This window comes from Lutibacter sp. A80 (assembly GCF_022429645.1).
GTDB lineage: Bacteria > Bacteroidota > Bacteroidia > Flavobacteriales > Flavobacteriaceae > Lutibacter.
Window position 1 is genome coordinate 2,561,612 of sequence record NZ_CP092480.1, and the last position, 17,212, is coordinate 2,578,823.

A 17,212-nucleotide genomic window follows, 5' to 3' on the forward strand; every position below is an offset into this window, starting at 1 on the left:
CGCTATTTCAGGACGGGACATTTTACCCAATAAAAAAGCCGAAGAATAATTCTTCGGCTTTTTTTTGTGTTTTAAAATTTGAAAGTATTAAAATAAATAACCCAAAAAATAATCTAGTGCTCTAAAAACTATAGCAATAGCAAAAACAATTAATAAAAATCCAAGACAACCATTTTTTGGAGATTCAATAATTGGTTTTTCATTTTTATAAAGGTCAACTACAACTCCACTAAATCCAAAACCTATCACCATTTTACATTCAACTTCTTGCTCATTTTCTTTAATCTTAAATGTATGTGTTGCTCCAAAGATTGAATATATTTCCGAAACAATTTCACCATTAACTTTAACGGTTTCCTTCCCTAAAAAAGAATTAAATACTTCAATTTTGTTATCATCTAAATATACAGTGGTAAATTTCATTTTGTTTTTATTGGTTAAATAATAATTAATCTTCTTCTTCAATATCAAATAAATATTCAACGGTAACTTTAAAAAAACGAGCCATTTTTATGGCCAATGTTACTGACGGATTGAATTTATTTTTTTCAATGGCGTGAATTGTTTGTCTTGAAACACCCAATTCATCAGCCAATTGCGCTTGTGTTAAATCGTGACGTGCGCGTTCTACTTTAATTAGGTTTTTCATTTTTTAGAGTTGTTTCAGTTATAAAAATAATTAATAAAGCTATGAACAGAACGGTAATTAAAAATGTTAAGTTTAATTCTAAAAAACAGTTTAATTTTAATAAAACTAACATAACTAATAAATTCTTTTTTTAATGAAGAACGTGATTAAGTAAAAATACATAAACAAGGTTACAAAATAATCGATAGTTAGTTTTATTTCCTCAGAAAAAGCATACAGTACAATTGAAATTAGTATTCCAACAATGGCTGTTAGTTGATACGATTCCAACCGTAATTGATTGATATAATCATCCTCCACTTTTTCTTTGGAAAGCATATACATTAAAATACCCAAAATTGAAAGTGCATCTAAATAACGCAATGTTTTTGCTCCAAAAAAATCTTTAAAAGTAGTAATATGTTCAATTTGTGAAACAACGTGTTCTTTATTAGCTATTTTCTCATCAATGGGTTGAAAAGAGTTATAACCATCACAAAAACCATTTACAAAATCATCTCCAGCAGCAATAAATGAAAAGACAATAAAAACTGTCAACCCTAATTTTTTACACCAATTTGGTAGTATTTGTAGTTTCATAATCTATTATTTTTATACAAATGTAAATAATACTTTACATTATGCAATAAAAAATAGATTAATATTTAGTTTTGGAGTTTTTAGTAAATAAAAAAACCGAAGAATAATTCTTCGGCTTTTTCTGTTTTTTATCAACCTGAATCATCAAACAATTAGATTATCAGAATAATGTAATACTGAAATAAATTCAGCATAATGTCAGGTTATTTTAATAACTCATTTCAACAATTTTTTCAACCATTGTTGGTGTTACTTTTCCGTGTTCGCCTAAACCTTTCCAACCACGTTCTTCAAATCGTTTTGAAATTATTTCAGCAGTTCCTTTGTAATCTTCGGTATATTCAGAAAGTTTTGTTTCAATTCCTAATGAATGGAAAAACGCTGTTGTTTTTTCAATTCCCGCTGTTGCTTTTTCTTCTAAAGTTCCTTCCGTAACATTCCAAACACGTGTTGCATACTGCGCTAGTTTTTCTTTTTTATCTTCTAAATTTACTGAGTAATGACTTTCAGTAATAATTGCCAATGTACGTGCGTGATCAATACCAAATAAAGCTGTTAATTCGTGTCCAATTGCGTGAATAGCCCAGTCACTTGGAACTCCTTGTTGAATTAATCCATTCAACGCCATAGTACAACTCCACATAAAGTTAGAAGCCGTATTATAATCAAACTCTTCTTTTAACATTGTTGGAGCAATTTCAACAATAGTTTGTAGAATACTCTCTGCAAAACGATCTTGTAATTTTGCATCAACAGGATACGTCATATATTGTTCTAAAACATGCGTAAAAGAATCCGCTAATCCATTTGCAATTTGACGTTTTGGAATAGATTTTACAACTTCAGGATCTAAAATTGAAAACTGAGGAAATAATCCTGGTCCGCCCATGGCGAATTTTTCTTTGATTTCAGCTCTTGTAATTACCGCACCCGAATTCATTTCTGATCCTGTTGCAGGTAAGGTAAGTACTGTTCCAAAAGGCATTCCTTCTAATGTACGAATGTTTTTAGATAAAATATCCCAAGGCTCTTCACCTTCATATAAGGCTGCTGCGGATAAAAATTTGGTTCCATCAATTACAGAACCTCCACCTACAGCTAATAAATACGTGATTTTTTCAGCTTTAATAATAGTTAAAGCTTCCATTAAAACATCGTATTCTGGATTTGCTGGAATTCCACCAAATTCAATCACTTCAAATTTAGAAAGTGCTTTGGAAACTTGTTCGTAAACACCATTCTTTTTAATACTTCCTCCACCAAACAACATTAATACTTTTGCATTTTCTGGAATTTCAGTAGCAAGATTTTCTATTTGATTTTTACCAAATAAAATTTTTGTCGGATTTTTATATTGAAAATTATTCATAATAAATATTTTAATAGATTATTTATATTTTAACTAGCATTTTACCACTATTTTTTCCATCAAAAAGATCTAAAAACGCCTGAGGAATTGTATCGAATCCATTCACTATAGTTTCTTGATATTTTAATTTTCCTTCAGCTAGCCATTGTGATAATTCTTGAATAGCTTCAGGAAATTTTTCAGCATAATTAGAAACTATAAAACCTTGCATTAATGCACTATTTTTTACTAAAAAAGGCTGTACACTAACACTTGTTGGTAGTTCTGTTTTATTGTAAACTGAAATGGCTCCGCAAATAATAATACGTGCAAATCTGTTGATATTAAATAAAACAGCATCGGAAATTGGACCACCAACATTGTCGAAATAAATATCTACACCATTTGGAGCAGCTTCTTTAATGGCTGCAGCCATATTTTTGGTAGTGTTGTAGTTAATTGCTTCGTCAAAACCAAGAGACGTTTTTAACATAGCTACTTTGTCGTCAGTTCCTGCAATACCAATAACTTTACAACCAAATATTTTAGCAATTTGTCCAACAACACTTCCTACTGCACCTGCAGCACCAGAAATAACAATGGTTTCCCCTTTTTTAGGTTTTCCTATTTCTGTTAAACCTAGATATGCCGTTAAACCTGTCATTCCTAAAACACCTAAATACGTTGAAAGCGGCGCTTTTGAAGCATCTACTTTTAACAAGCCTTCTCCGTTAGATTTTTGAATTTCTTTCCAAGCTAATAATCCACTTACAAAATCACCTTTTTTGAATGATTCATTTTTAGATTCAATTACTTCAGCAACAATACCTGATGAAATTGGTTTATGTAATTCAAATGGCGGTACATAAGATTTTGCATCGCTCATTCTTCCTCTTAAATACGGATCTACAGATACATACGTTGTTTTTAAAAGTAGTTCTCCTGCGTTTATACTTTCTACTTCATTTGAAACAAATTTAAAATCTGATAGTTGAGGTTTCCCAACGGGTCTTTTTTCTAATAAAATTGTTTTGTTCATAATTTTTTAGTTTAAAGTTGAATAATTTCAACGTTAATATTTCCTTTTGTAGCTTTAGAATAAGGACAAACTCTATGTGCTGCAGTTATAATTTTTTTAGCTTCTTTTGCTGGTAAATTATCTATTTTCACTTTAATAATTGCCGAAAGACCTACACTTCCACCTTCTTGAGCGCCTAAAGTAACCTCAACAGTTGTTGTAGAATCAACTTCAATTTTTTTATTTTTAGCAACCATTATAACGGCATTATCAAAACAAGCAGCCCAACCAGCAGCAAATAATTGTTCTGGATTGGTATATCCGTTTTCTTGTCCGCCAAATTCAACAGGTACAGATACTTTTAAATCTAATACTCCGTCAGTTGTTTTTACTTGGCCACTTCTACCTCCTTTTGCGGTAGCAATAGCAGTATAATTATTTTCTTTTGTAGACATTTTAAATTTATTCAATAACAGTTACTAAATCTTCAGTACTTTTTCTAACTTTTACCAAGTTAACTAACCAGTCTTTATCTGCATCTCTATAACCAATTGGTAATATTACTGCACTGCGTAAACCTTTTTCGCGTAAACCTAAAATTTTATCAACTTCAGCAGGGTCAAAACCTTCAATTGGAGTTGCATCTACACCTTCATAAGCAGCTGCGATAATTGCCGCACTAAATGCTATGTATGCTTGTTTTGCCGCGTGATTAAAGTTTACTTCAGTATCTTGTTGTGGGTAAGAACTTAGTAACATTTGACGGTAATTTTCCCAACCTTCGTTTTTAAACCCACGGATTTCATTTGTAAGATCGAACATTTTATTGATTCTTTCTTCAGTATAAGTATCCCAAGCTGCAAAAACCAATAAGTGAGAACAATCTGTAATTACACTTTGGTTCCAAGCTACTGGCTTAATTGCTTCTTTAGTGGCTTGATTTTTAACTACAATTATTTCAAAAGGTTGTAATCCGCTTGATGTTGGTGCTAAACGCGCTGCTTCAATAATGTTTGCAATTTTTTCTTCTGATACCTTTTCTCCATTCATTGCTTTTGCTGCGTATCTCCAGTTTAATTTATCTAATAATTCCATTTATTTTTATTTTTTTAATTATTAATTGCTTTATTTTTAATTTGATATGAGCTTATTATTTTTTCTTTTGAAGTTGAATTTGCTAAGTTTAGCATTGCTTGTGCAATATGTTCAGCTTCAGTAATTTTATATTTTTTTAATTTTCCAACGAAAAAAGGTTGCAGAATTTTAAAAATAGCCAAGCCAATTTTTTCACCAATTCTATTTTCTTTTCTATTTCCACCAATAATTGAAGGTTGTAAAATGTAGGTGTTTTTAATTTTTTCAGAAAGAACTTCTTGTTCCATTTCACCTTTTGTTCTATTGTAAAAAATGTTACTTTTTGCGTTTGCACCAAGTGCAGAAACCACTAAAAAAGTATCAATTCCGTTTTGTTTTGAAAGTTTTGCCGCTTTTACTGGAATACCATAATCTATAGATTTATAAATAGTTTTATCGGGTGTTTTTTTTGCAGTGGTTCCAATACAACAAAAAACTTCATCGGCTATAAATTCTTTCTTAAAGTTTTCTAGAGCAATAGTATCTCCAATAAATTGCTCTACTTTTGAAGGTAAATTTTCAATCTTTTTTCTTGAAAATAATTTAATGGTTTTATACCGTTGATCTTTTAATAATTTTTCTAAAAGAATACCTCCTGTAAGCCCAGTTGCACCTAAAATAATTGCCGTTTTTTTCATACTTATGCTTTTATACTATTCCAAGCCGATTGAAATGCTTCTTCTAAATTTTTTTCAGACAAAACAATTAATTCTTTTTGTTTCATATTCGATAAAAAGGCTAAGGGATAAATTGTGTATGCATATAATAAATAAGGCGATACTAATTTTATAACACCTTTTTGTTGTCCGCGTTCCCATAAGTCTAACAAGGGTTGTAAATGTTTTAAACCCTTTAGTCTACTTTCTTCATCAATTATTGGTGAATTATCTATTTGCGATAAAAAATTTGATTCTGGAATTTGATTCAATTTAAAATCGGCAATATTCATCCAAACCTGTTTAAAACTATCTTTAATACTTTCTTCTTCATTATAATTTTTAAATGCACAAGCACTAAAAGCTGCTTTAATTTCTAAATACAACTGATTGATTAAATCTTGTTTATTTTCAAAATAAATATAAATAGTAGCTGGTGATACGCTTGCCATTTTTGCAATTTTACTCATTGGAGCAGCATGAAAACCATTGTTATTTACCAAAGTAAGCGTTGCACTTAATAGTGATTTTCTTTTTTTATCACATTTTTGTCTTATTGCCATAACTATACTATTTTTTATTTTGAGAAATTGATTTGTTTACCTTCCAAACTATAAAAATTAGTAAAAATTGAATAGGTAATCTAATAAAAGCTGCTTGTTTACTACCAATAGCTGGAGTGCTAGAAAACACATCCCAAATATGAATTGGTAGAAAAAGTATTAATAAAATTAATATTCCCAAGGCTCCTAATTTTGCATACTTTTTAAAAAGCAACATTGCTCCTACTATAATTTCAACAGCTCCAGAAATATAAATTATTGCTAATTTAAAAGGTAAAAATGCCGGAACAAATGGCATAAAAAAGCTTGGTTTTATAAAATGTTGTGCTCCTGCATATATCATAAATACTGCAATTACAATTTTTAAAACATTCCAAATTTTTAAAGAATTCATTTTCATAATAGTGTTTTGTGAGTACAAATGTATAAAAAATAATTCACAAAATGAACGTTCATTCGTTTTGTGAATATAAAATTATGTTAAAACTTAAAATGACTACTTTTACAGCAGAAATTAAATTATGAAAACAGCAAAAGAGAATAACAGTAAATTACATATAAATAACAAACATAAAAATGGTTATAATTTTGTGGCTTTGTGCGAAGTATATCCAGATTTAAAAGAATTTGTTTTTGTAAATAAATATGGGACTGAAACCATAGATTTTGCGAACCCGAAAGCTGTTAAAGCTATAAATACAGCGTTGCTATTTAAATTTTATAATATTTCTTTTTGGAATTTTCCTGATGATAATTTATGTCCACCAATTCCTGGAAGAGTAGATTATATTCATTATTTGGCAGATTTATTAAAATCGTCTGGAATTACTAATAATATTAGCGTTTTAGATATTGGAACAGGTGCAAATTGTATATATCCTTTACTAGGAAATGCTGAGTATCAATGGAATTTTCTAGGAACAGATATTGATAAAAAATCTATAGATAGAGCTGAAAAAATAATTAAAAAAAATAAACTTTCTAATGCCATTAAATTGATTCAGCAAAAAGATGCTAGTCAAATATTTAAAGGGATTTTAACTAAAGACACTAAATTATCGGCCACTATTTGCAATCCACCTTTTTACAAATCGCAAGAAGAAGCAATGCAAGCCAATGCTAGAAAATTAGAAGGTTTAGGAAATACAGATTCTGTTGAATCTCGTAATTTTAGTGGAAAACAGCAAGAATTATGGTATAAAGGTGGTGAAAAAGCATTTATTCATACTTATGCTTACGAAAGTGCACAATTTAAAACCAATTGTTTTTGGTATACTACCCTAGTTTCAAAAAAACAAAATGCAGAAAGCTTAGTGCCTTCATTAAAAAAAATGGGTGCCACTAAAATTAAAACAATTCCAATGCATCAAGGAAATAAAGTTACACGTATTGTTGCTTGGACTTTTTTAACTGAAGAAGAACAAAAAGCCTGGATTTAAAACAGTTTTACCAATGTTTTTAATGCTGATGAAAAGTTTTTGAAACAAAAAACAATACTTCAGGCAAAGCTTCACGCCAATACGTCCAATTATGTGCGCCATTTCTAACACGATATTCATGTGGAATATTATTTTTTCGCATGGCAATATGCACTAAACTATTACCTTCAAATAAAAAATCATCGTCGCCACAATCAATATACCAATGCACAGATTTTGACTCTTCAACAGGTGTATTATTAATTAAAGAAAGTGCATTGTGAGTTTCTAAATAAGTTTGAATTTTTTTATCACTAACAACTACATCATTCCCTAATCGTTTTTGCCAGTCTTTATATTCATCTATTGTACGAGGTCCAATAAAAGCACTTAAAGGACAAGCAGACGAAAATAAATCTGGACGATGCAATGCATACATAAATGTTCCGCCCCCTCCCATAGAAAGTCCTGCAATAGCTCTAAAACGTTTAGAACTTTTTATTCTATACTTTTTTTCTACCGTTGGCATAAACTCTTTAAAAAAGAAGTTTTCGTAGTTCCAATCTCCATCAATGGAATTAAAATAACCAATTTTCTCGGTATTTGCATCCGGCATAATTATAATCATAGGAGTTGCAGAGCCTTCTTTAATTGCAGCATCTGTTATGCGAAGTACCTCACCAAATTGAACCCAGCCAGTTTGGTCGTCTCCTAAACCGTGCAACAAATATAAAACAGGATAACTTCTTTCAGAAGTTTCATAATCTGGTGGTAAATAAACAGCAAATTTTCGTTCACTTTTTAAAATATTACTCTTAATTGATAGGTTGTCGAAAACCTTACCAGTTTGTGCAAAGCTTGTTATTATAAAACAAAAACTTAAAAATAGTGTAACTATATTTTTCATGAATTTCTAATATTTTGTATTGTGGTAAGCACATTTGAAAAAAATGAACTTTAATCTATAAAATTAATGATTTCTATTCTGATAAAAGAATAAAAAACAATTTTTAAAAAATTAATTTAAACAAAGCTATTAACTAATATTATGCATTAAAAATCAACTAAAATACATACATAATAAAGTCATTTTAAAATAGGTTTTGAATGTAATATTACATTATTAAATATGGAGTACTTCACTTACTAAGTTGAATTAGATTTTTTACTTATACTTAACTTTATAGTAAATAAAAATCAGGTTAAATTTAAATTGGAACAAATTATGGAAGATTTAAAATTTAGAGTTGTAGCTCAAAGTGAAAACCCAACCAAAACAGTTGTAAAAGCAAGAGGTTTTGAAATTGTAATTGATGAACCTGAAAGTCTTGGCGGCACAAATGAAGGTGCAAATCCTGTTGAATATATACTTGCTGCACTTTGTGGATGTATAAATGTAATGGGACACGTAATTGCTAAGGAAATGGATTTTGAATTACGTGGCTTAAAAATTAAAATGTGTGGTAATTTAAATCCACAACGCTTGTTTGGATCTTCGTTTGAAGATAGATCAGGCTATAAAAAAATTGATGTTTCTTTAGAACCAGATTGTGATGTTTCTATTGAAATATTAGAAGAATGGATTGCTAAAATTGAAGATAGATGTCCTGTTTCTGACAACCTAACCAATAAAACGCCTATAAACCTTTTACTAAAAGGCAAGTTTCATTCTCTTGAAAGTACAAGTCAGTTACATTAATACTGATTTTGTTTGTTTGTTTTAAATCGCTGTTACAAGTAAATTGAAGCTTTTTGAGTTTAGAATTTCAGATATTTTTCTACTTCCAATAACTTGTAATGGCGATTATTAATACCATCGCTTTTTATTTTTCTTTGAAGCAGCAGATTTTCTTCCTGGTTTGTGTTTACTTTTACCTGGTGTTCTGTGTACTTCTCGCTTTGCCTTAGGATCTAATACATAAGGATGTTGGTCCATTACAGGGATTGCAGTATTAATTAATTGTTGAATATCTTTTATATATGCTTTCTCGTCTGCAGAACAAAATGAATACGCTTCTCCTGTATTTCCGGCTCTACCAGTTCTACCAATTCTATGGACATAAGTTTCAGAAACATTTGGAATATCAAAGTTTATAACAGCGTCTAAATTATCAATATCAATTCCACGTGCGGCAACATCTGTTGCTATTAAAATATTTATAGCTCCTTCTTTAAAATTATTTAGTGCTTTTTCGCGATCATTTTGTGTTTTATCTCCGTGAATACTATCAACTTTATAACCATTTCCTTTAAGCATTTTTTCAAGTTTAGCAATACCCATTTTGGTACGTCTAAAAATTAAAATATTACCTTTTATAGTATTTCTTAGTAAATATAAACACAACTCCATTTTATGTTGTTTATGCACATAAAATAATAACTGATTTACACTTTTAGCAGCAGATGAAGTTGGTGTTACATCTACGGTTTCAGGTTCTTTTAAAATTTTGTTTGCTAACTGTACAACTTTTGTAGGCATTGTAGCAGAAAACAATAATATTTGCTTTTCGTTAGGACATAAACGTTCAATTTTACGAACATCGTCTATAAAACCCATATCTAACATTAAATCGGCTTCATCTAACACTAAGGTTTCAATATAATCTAAATTTAAGCAATCTTGTTTGTGTAAATCTAACAATCTACCTGGCGTAGCAACCAAAATATCAACACCTTTTTTAAGTACATCTTTTTGTGGTTCTATAGATGTTCCACCGTAAACAACTGTGGTTCTTAAATTGGTAAATTTACTGTATGTTTTAAAGTTTTCTTCAATTTGAATTGCCAATTCTCTGGTTGGACTAATAACCAAAGCTTTCACTTTTTTTCCTTTTTTACCAGCATCTTGTTTATCAAAAAGTAATTGTAAAATTGGTAAGGCAAAAGCAGCTGTTTTTCCTGTTCCAGTTTGTGCTGAAGCTATTACATCATTTTTAGCTAAAACCAACGGAATAGTTTGTGCTTGTACTGGTGTTGCTGATGTATAATTTTTTGCCTCTATGGCTTTTAAAATAGGTTTATTTAACTTTAAGTCTTTAAATTGCATACGTAGTTTTTAAAACAAGATTTTTGCAAAGATACAGTAAAATAAGTGAGTCGAGTTTTAAATTAATCTTGCTCACTTTTTAATTGATAAAAATAGAGCTTATTCAGAAAGTACTAAAATTCGTCATTTTAAATAAGTTCAGGTTGACATAGATTTAACTTTTAAAACAACATTTATAATTAATATTTCTACAGAAAAATACAACTTTCTAAAATAAACTAATGTTATACTTACAAAACCAATAAACCGTAATTTCTAAGGTTTTTAATAGGTTTAGAATACCAAAACAATTCAAAATTATCGAAAGAATTTTCAAAATCTTGTTTTATTTGTACAAAAGTTTTTGAACTTCCGCTATTAACAGCAATTTCTTCTAATACATCTAATAACCACTCGCCTTTATCTTTTTCTAATGAAGTTTCAAAAAGTTCGTTTTTGGTATGAAATGCCAATTGAATAAACTCACGAGTTTTTCCTCTTTTTGTTTTTGAAGTATAAGAAACTAGCGGGTTCCCTCCTATCCACACTATTTTAGCAGAAGATTTTATAGTTAAACTTTCTTGAGGAACTAAACAATCTTCAATAAAATATGGGTTAATTGTTGTTTCAGGAATTTTAAAATCGAACCATTCTTGTAAATCAACATCAAATCCAATGCCGTGCATAAAATTAAAAATTGATTTTTTTAATCCATAACTAAATTTTGAATGATTTATTCCAGTTTTATCTTTAAAATCAACATCGTTATTAGCAAACGTAATTTCTTTATAATTTGGAATAACTCCATAATTATCTGGATTTAAACCAATTGGACTGTGTGCTGTTAACGAAAATTGATGCCAAAATCCAGAATTTATAATACCTAAAGCAAATAACTGACGAACCATTTCTAAACTATCAACAGTTTCTTGTACCGTTTGCGTTGGAAAACCATACATTAAATATGCGTGTACCAAAATATCAGATTCCGTAAAATTAAGGTTTACCTGCGCTACTTGCTCAATAGTTACACCTTTATCTATTAATTTTAATAAACGCTCTGAGGCGACTTCTAATCCGCCAGAAACGGCAATTAAACCCGATGCTTTTAAAAGAATACATAAATCTTTGGTAAAACTTTTTTCAAATCGAATATTTGCCCACCAAGTAACGGTTAAATCTCGTTTTAAAATTTCTAAAGCCAACCCTCTCATTAAGGCAGGTGGTGCAGCTTCATCAACAAAATGAAATCCACTTTCCCCGGTGGTTTCAATAATTGTTTCCATTCTGTCTACCAGTAATTTTGCCGTAATAGGTTCATAAATTTTTATATAGTCTAAAGAAATATCGCAAAAAGTACATTTTCCCCAATAACAACCGTGTGCCATAGTTAATTTATTCCAACGACCATCGCTCCACAAACTATGCATTGGATTAGCAATTTCAATTACAGAAAGATAAGAGTTTAATAATAAATCGGTATAATCTGGCGTTCCTAATTCACTTTGTTTATAATCGTTTCTTGTTGATGTATTTTTATAAACAACTTTATTGTTTTCTTTTAAAAATGTTCTTTTAAAATTGTAATTTTCTTCAGAAGGGCTTTTAATATAATTCCACAAAATTTCAATTGGTAGTTCACCATCATCTAAAGTAATAAAATGGAAAAATTCAAATACGCGCACATCTGACAGGCTACGTAATTCGGTGTTTGGAAATCCACCACCCATAGAAATTTTAATCTCTGGATACTTCTTTTTAATGAATTGTGCACAACGAAATCCACTATACAAATTTCCAGGAAAAGGTACAGAAATACATACTAGTTTTGGCTGAATTAATTGTAATTTATCATCTAAAATTTGTAATGTAATTTCATCAATATATGTTTTATCTAACTGTAAATTGTTGTACAATTCATCAAAGCTATTTGCACTTTGTCCTAAACTTTCTGCATACCTACTAAATCCAAAATTTTCATCTATACATTCTTTAATAAAATCGGAAATATCTTCTAAATAAAGTGTTGCTAAATGTTTTGCTTTATCTAAAATGCCCATAGAACCAAATGCCCATTCTAAATCGTCTAACTGATCAAACCTTGACGCTTTTGGAAGGTAAGAACTGGTACAAATTTGTCGTGCTAAAGTTTCATTTTTTCCTTGAAGAAAAGAAATAACAGGATTAATTGTTGAAAGATAACTATTCTTTAAAGCATAAATACGTTGCGAATTTTGAGAAATAATGGTATTATTTTCTAAGGCAACTTCGAACAAATTCTCTAAACTTTTTTTTGAAAACAGTGCTGTAATTACCTCAATACCCAAATCCATTTGAAATGAACTTATTTGCTTGGTATTTAAAAAACCTTTTAGGTAAACAGTAGCCGGATAAGGTGTGTTTAATTGTGTAAAAGGCGGCGTAATAAGCAGTATATCTTTAGCCATTTTAGAGTTTGTTTAATTAAAGAATAGCTTGTTACTTAATAGTTTTTAAATATAAGTTTTCAACTTTTTCTCTTGCCCAAGGTGTTTTTCTTAAAAATTTAAGACTAGATTTTATAGTTGGGTTACTTCTAAAACAATTAATTTTTATAAGAACTCCTAATTCTTCCCAGCCGTATTCTGAAACTAAATATTGTAAAATTTCAGCTAATTTTACACCATGTAATGGATTGTTTGGTTGTGATGCATCGCTAATTTTATTTTTCATAATTAGCCTTTTTTTAATTCATTTGCTATTACTTCAATCATATTGTTAAATTCTTTTTCTTCATACAAACGAGAAAGAAAAATTATTTTTCCATTTTTATCTAGCACAATATTTCTGGTTACACCTGCATTTGGTAGTGTAAAACTTTCAAACATAGCACCGTCTGTATCAATAGTAAAAGGATAGGTTACTTGCATTTGAGCAATAAATCGTTTTACTTTTTTTAAATCTTCTTTTAAATCAACACCTATTAAAATAAAATCGTCATTTTTAAATTTTTGCCAAACCTGTTTTTCTAGATGCGGCATTTCTTTTCTACAAACAGAACACCAAGATGCAGTAAATTGTAATACAACAACTTTGCCTTTTAAAGTCTCATTAGTGTATTTTGTCCCGTCTAATAAGGCAAATTTTAAATTTGGTGCTTGTTCTCCAACTTTAACTTTATAACCTCTTGTAGCGTCCTCTTGTGCAAAGTTTACTTGAAAAACCAAAAACAATACTATAAATAATAGCTTTTTCATTTTATAAATTTAATTTTTTGTAAATATACTCCAAAATAGCAAACCTACAGTTTTAGAAACCTATTAGGTTTAACAGCTTAGATAAGACCTCAATTATAAATAAAGTAAAAGGTTTTAGGTTAATTTTTTACTTTTTCCCAAAAATTATGCGCATTAATTGGCAATTGTATTTCATCTTTTTCTGAATCGAAAATAGTTTTATTTAATGAAGAAATTACATATCTAATAATATCCTTTTTAGTAAAAACTGTTTTAAATTCCGAAAGTACTTCACTATTATTTACAAAACATAAATTACCTTGTAAATCGGTGTTTTCTAGATAAGTTAAACCTAATAAATTTTCCATTTGTTTTATAAAATTACCATTTAATTGCAGTATAAATAGTTCTTGTTTCGTGTAAAATTGCTGATTAGTTTTTAAAATAAATAATTGACTAAGTTTTAAAATCATAGTACTTCTTTAAGTTGTATTTGATAAAGATAAATGGTTTTTAAATTATAATGAATATATTTATTCTAACTAATATTTTAAACTAGTAGATAATGTCAATTGTAGCTAAAAAAAAGGTTTTACGAAAAGAAATGCTATTAAAACGCTCAAAATTATCAAAACCAGCAAAGAAAAATTACGATGCTTGGATTTGTGGTTCGCTGTGGAACATTATTAAAAAACATAATTTTAAAACGGTACATTGTTATTTACCAATGGGAACAGAAATTAATATTAATGAATTGATTGATAAAATGTTACAAGAAAATATTACAGTTGTAACTCCCAAAACATTACCAAATAGAAAATTACAAAATTTGATTTTAAATTCTTTAGACGAATTAGAAAAAGGAGTGTTTGGAACTAGTTATCCAGCAAATTCAATTGAATTTTTAGGTACGTATGACTTGATTATTGTACCTGGCTTGTCTTTTAATACAAAGAATTATAGATTAGGTTATGGTGGTGGTTATTACGATAACTTTATGGCACAACATCCAACTTCAAAAAAAGTTGGAATTTGCTACCCTTTTCAATTGATAGATGAAATTCCTGTAGAAGTACACGATTTACAATTAGATAATGTACTGGTAGATAGTACTTTTTTAGGCTTATAATTTAAAAAGCAACATACATAATGTGGTTAGGATTAGAATGCGTTTTAGAAATTTGAAAATCGTATTTCCCTACAATTTTAAATCCAGCTTTTTGATAAAAATTTATAGCCCTTTTATTATCTACCCATACAGCTAGCCACATTCCTTTTTGTTTATGTTTTTTTGAGATTTCTAAATTAAATTGGAATAATTTTAATCCTAATTTTTGTCCATAAAACTCTTTTAAAAGATAAAAACGATCTAATTTACTTACATTTTTAGCTTCAATATTTGTATTTGAACAATTTAATTCAAGATTAGTAAATCCGGCAAGTTTATTATTGTAATAAATTAAATGGTAATTATTTTTACTGTTTTGTAATTGCTTTACCAATGCCTCTTTTGTATATTTTTCAGACACAAAAGCGTTAATATCTGCTTTAGAAGCACTTATACCGTGCGACTCACAAAACGTTTTTTTACCAATCTCAGCTATTAATTTGGCATCTTTAACGTTAGCTTTAATTATTTCTATCATTTGTTAAAATTAACCAGTTAATTTAAATAAGAAAAGCCAAAATTCTATGTAAATTTAGAATTATGGCTTTTAAAAGTTATTTAAACTACTGATTATAAGTATTTTATATGTTATTCTTTAGAAAAATCTTCGTTAAGCATTTCTAAAATAGCATTTGTTACATCTAAATTATCATCACCATACATTACAGTTCCATTTCCAGAAGTACCTAATACTAAATTTAAACCATTTGCTTTTGAATATACTGCCACAAAACTATCTACTTTTTTAGTAATAGCTTCACTTAAAAGTTGATTTTCTTGTTGTAATTCTTGGCTAGCTTGTTGTTGTCTTCCTTGTAAAATTTGTTGCTCTTGTTGTAATTGTTGTTCAGTTTGAGCTCTTTTAGTAGCAGACATTTTTTGAGCATTTTGATAATACTCTTGCACTTTTTCTTGAAAAGGAGCAGAAATACTATCCAATTCTTTTGCCATTGCCTCTTGTTTTTCTTTTAAAGTTTCTTCTAAGGCTTTTGTTCCTTCATAATCTTTCATTAAATCTTCAACATTAATGTAAGCAATTTTTGTTTGGTTACAAGATGCAAATACAATTACAAAAGCAATTAATAGTAATTTTTTCATGTTTTAAAATTTTGTTTTTAGAATTCCTTATTGTTTAAAATTCTTGCGAATATATAAACAAAATAAATAGTTTATATTATAATTTTAAATTATTAGAATAATTTATACTAAAAACTACTACTATAATAAAACCTTATCAAAAATGACTTTGTTAGCTTAATTAAGAGAAAACTTTAAAAAAATTTAAACCAAGTAGTCGTTTTTAAAATAAAAAGGCTTTAAAAGTGCTTAAAATGGATTTTAGCTGTTTTTTATGACATAAATTAAGGAAGAATGCTCTTTTGAAGCACTTGCTTTTAAATTTGATTTAAAACCAATGTAAAATGCCTTTATAAAATTAGATTTAGAAGTTTTATACTTTTCGCTTAATAGTGAAACATAAAACGAATCAAATTTCATTGGAAGAATTTTAACAACATCCATTTGTTGTTTTGAAAAAAGTTGTTGAATTGCAGTTTTTGAAAAATGCCATAAATGACGCGGCACATCAAAAGCAGCCCAATATTGTTTATAATACAACGCATCGAAACTTTTAAAATTAGGAACCGCTACAACCAAAACACCATTAGGTTTTAATAAACTTTTTAATTTTAAAATATATGATTCTAAATTCGGTACATGTTCTAACACATGCCAAAGGGTTATAACATCGAACTTTTCTGAAGTTAATTGTTCAATATCAGAAAAAATTGTTGAAGTACTTTGTTTATTTAATTTTGATTCTGCTAAATCTCTTGCATTTTTATTTGGCTCTACTCCTACTACATTCCATCCATTATTTTTACAAGTAACTAAAAAATCACCTGTACCACATCCAATATCTAATAAATTTTGTTCAGAAGTTTTAAAAGAATTGATCAATTTCAATTTCGTGTTTAAAGCATATTTTTTTACAATTTGATAAACTTTATCAAGGAAAGATTTTTTAGCATCTGTATGCGAAATATAATCTGAACTTTGATAATACAAACCTAACTCTTCAACTTTTGGTTGCGGATACGTTTCTAACATATCTAGTTTAGCATTGTATATTAAATCAAATTTTTTATTTGAAACAGTATAATCTATACAACTTAAATATGGCTTTTTATTTGAATTCATTTAAACAATAATTAAAAAACAATTTAATAAATAATTAATTTATAATTTTTAGACATTTATGTTACTTCGTTCAAAATAAAACTTGGTAACAAATTTTAGCATTTCACATTAGAGAACGAAAACATTTAGTACTAATTTACACTTTTACAAAAACAAAAATTAGATTTAAAAACAGCTAAAAATTATAATTAACACAAAAAATATTAATAAAAATTAATCGGATTATAACTTATAAATAGC

22 protein-coding genes are annotated in these 17,212 nt (G+C 28.5%); 3 read left to right on the top strand and 19 right to left on the bottom strand.

Going from position 1 to position 17,212, the window contains the following annotated elements; all coding sequences use genetic code 11:
* Positions 1–87 precede the first annotated feature (87 nt).
* The 10 genes from MHL31_RS10500 to MHL31_RS10545 all read right to left on the bottom strand — a co-directional run bounded on the left by MHL31_RS10500 (position 88) and on the right by MHL31_RS10545 (position 6,341).
* On the bottom strand, positions 88–423 hold the full coding sequence (locus MHL31_RS10500) for a hypothetical protein (RefSeq protein ID WP_240225908.1): 336 nt from the start codon (positions 421–423) through the stop codon (positions 88–90).
* A gap of 25 nt (positions 424–448) precedes the next feature.
* Positions 449–649 (bottom strand): helix-turn-helix transcriptional regulator, encoded by a 201-nt coding sequence (locus MHL31_RS10505; RefSeq protein WP_240225909.1) that lies wholly within the window; start codon positions 647–649, stop codon positions 449–451.
* Between the two features lie 114 nt (positions 650–763).
* Positions 764–1,228, bottom strand: coding sequence for a hypothetical protein (locus MHL31_RS10510; protein ID WP_240225910.1), 465 nt, complete (start codon positions 1,226–1,228; stop codon positions 764–766).
* A 208-nt stretch (positions 1,229–1,436) separates the two neighbouring features.
* Positions 1,437–2,597 carry an iron-containing alcohol dehydrogenase gene (locus MHL31_RS10515; protein ID WP_240225911.1) on the bottom strand — a complete coding sequence of 387 codons (1,161 nt, stop codon included), beginning with the start codon at positions 2,595–2,597 and terminating at the stop codon, positions 1,437–1,439.
* Positions 2,598–2,619: 22 nt separating this feature from the next.
* Complete coding sequence (locus MHL31_RS10520; protein WP_240225912.1) at positions 2,620–3,615, bottom strand: NADP-dependent oxidoreductase; 996 nt, start codon at positions 3,613–3,615, stop codon at positions 2,620–2,622.
* Positions 3,616–3,626: 11 nt separating this feature from the next.
* Entirely contained in the window at positions 3,627–4,049 is a 423-nt protein-coding gene (locus MHL31_RS10525; RefSeq protein WP_240225913.1) for an organic hydroperoxide resistance protein, read from the bottom strand.
* A 7-nt stretch (positions 4,050–4,056) separates the two neighbouring features.
* Positions 4,057–4,689, bottom strand: coding sequence for a nitroreductase family protein (locus MHL31_RS10530; RefSeq protein ID WP_240225914.1), 633 nt, complete (start codon positions 4,687–4,689; stop codon positions 4,057–4,059).
* A gap of 14 nt (positions 4,690–4,703) precedes the next feature.
* Positions 4,704–5,366: an NAD(P)H-binding protein gene (locus tag MHL31_RS10535; protein WP_240225915.1), complete on the bottom strand. Its 663-nt coding sequence runs from the start codon at positions 5,364–5,366 to the stop codon at positions 4,704–4,706.
* Positions 5,367–5,368: 2 nt separating this feature from the next.
* On the bottom strand, positions 5,369–5,947 hold the full coding sequence (locus MHL31_RS10540; protein ID WP_240225916.1) for a TetR/AcrR family transcriptional regulator: 579 nt from the start codon (positions 5,945–5,947) through the stop codon (positions 5,369–5,371).
* Between the two features lie 7 nt (positions 5,948–5,954).
* Positions 5,955–6,341 carry a hypothetical protein gene (locus tag MHL31_RS10545; RefSeq protein ID WP_371824118.1) on the bottom strand — a complete coding sequence of 129 codons (387 nt, stop codon included), beginning with the start codon at positions 6,339–6,341 and terminating at the stop codon, positions 5,955–5,957.
* 127 nt (positions 6,342–6,468) lie between these two features.
* Between MHL31_RS10545 and rlmF the strand changes: the two genes are divergently transcribed.
* Entirely contained in the window at positions 6,469–7,386 is a 918-nt protein-coding gene (gene rlmF, locus MHL31_RS10550) for a 23S rRNA (adenine(1618)-N(6))-methyltransferase RlmF (protein WP_240225918.1), read from the top strand.
* 19 nt (positions 7,387–7,405) lie between these two features.
* On the opposite strand, the gene MHL31_RS10555 is transcribed toward rlmF, so the two are convergent.
* The gene (locus MHL31_RS10555) at positions 7,406–8,272 is read right to left on the bottom strand and encodes an esterase family protein (RefSeq protein ID WP_240225919.1); all 867 of its coding nucleotides are present in this window, start codon (positions 8,270–8,272) and stop codon (positions 7,406–7,408) included.
* Between the two features lie 318 nt (positions 8,273–8,590).
* On the opposite strand from MHL31_RS10555, the gene MHL31_RS10560 reads away from it, so the two are divergent.
* Positions 8,591–9,064 carry an OsmC family protein gene (locus tag MHL31_RS10560; RefSeq protein ID WP_240225920.1) on the top strand — a complete coding sequence of 158 codons (474 nt, stop codon included), beginning with the start codon at positions 8,591–8,593 and terminating at the stop codon, positions 9,062–9,064.
* A gap of 108 nt (positions 9,065–9,172) precedes the next feature.
* On the opposite strand, the gene MHL31_RS10565 is transcribed toward MHL31_RS10560, so the two are convergent.
* The 5 genes from MHL31_RS10565 to MHL31_RS10585 form a co-directional block, all read right to left on the bottom strand.
* The gene (locus MHL31_RS10565; RefSeq protein ID WP_240225921.1) at positions 9,173–10,411 is read right to left on the bottom strand and encodes a DEAD/DEAH box helicase; all 1,239 of its coding nucleotides are present in this window, start codon (positions 10,409–10,411) and stop codon (positions 9,173–9,175) included.
* 230 nt (positions 10,412–10,641) lie between these two features.
* On the bottom strand, positions 10,642–12,837 hold the full coding sequence (locus tag MHL31_RS10570) for a radical SAM protein (protein WP_240225922.1): 2,196 nt from the start codon (positions 12,835–12,837) through the stop codon (positions 10,642–10,644).
* A 31-nt stretch (positions 12,838–12,868) separates the two neighbouring features.
* Positions 12,869–13,102, bottom strand: a complete 234-nt coding sequence (locus MHL31_RS10575) for a VF530 family DNA-binding protein (protein ID WP_240225923.1) — start codon at positions 13,100–13,102, stop codon at positions 12,869–12,871.
* A 2-nt stretch (positions 13,103–13,104) separates the two neighbouring features.
* On the bottom strand, positions 13,105–13,626 hold the full coding sequence (locus MHL31_RS10580) for a TlpA disulfide reductase family protein (protein WP_240225924.1): 522 nt from the start codon (positions 13,624–13,626) through the stop codon (positions 13,105–13,107).
* Between the two features lie 119 nt (positions 13,627–13,745).
* Complete coding sequence (locus tag MHL31_RS10585) at positions 13,746–13,973, bottom strand: hypothetical protein (RefSeq protein ID WP_240225925.1); 228 nt, start codon at positions 13,971–13,973, stop codon at positions 13,746–13,748.
* Positions 13,974–14,170: 197 nt separating this feature from the next.
* On the opposite strand from MHL31_RS10585, the gene MHL31_RS10590 reads away from it, so the two are divergent.
* Positions 14,171–14,734 (top strand): 5-formyltetrahydrofolate cyclo-ligase, encoded by a 564-nt coding sequence (locus MHL31_RS10590; protein ID WP_240225926.1) that lies wholly within the window; start codon positions 14,171–14,173, stop codon positions 14,732–14,734.
* Between the two features lies 1 nt (position 14,735).
* On the opposite strand, the gene MHL31_RS10595 is transcribed toward MHL31_RS10590, so the two are convergent.
* The 3 genes from MHL31_RS10595 to MHL31_RS10605 all read right to left on the bottom strand — a co-directional run bounded on the left by MHL31_RS10595 (position 14,736) and on the right by MHL31_RS10605 (position 16,972).
* Positions 14,736–15,251, bottom strand: a complete 516-nt coding sequence (locus MHL31_RS10595) for a GNAT family N-acetyltransferase (protein WP_240225927.1) — start codon at positions 15,249–15,251, stop codon at positions 14,736–14,738.
* 110 nt (positions 15,252–15,361) lie between these two features.
* A complete protein-coding gene (locus tag MHL31_RS10600; RefSeq protein ID WP_240225928.1) occupies positions 15,362–15,871 on the bottom strand; it encodes an OmpH family outer membrane protein in 510 nt (169 codons plus the stop codon).
* Positions 15,872–16,111: 240 nt separating this feature from the next.
* Entirely contained in the window at positions 16,112–16,972 is an 861-nt protein-coding gene (locus MHL31_RS10605) for a bifunctional 2-polyprenyl-6-hydroxyphenol methylase/3-demethylubiquinol 3-O-methyltransferase UbiG (RefSeq protein WP_240225929.1), read from the bottom strand.
* Positions 16,973–17,212 lie beyond the last annotated feature (240 nt).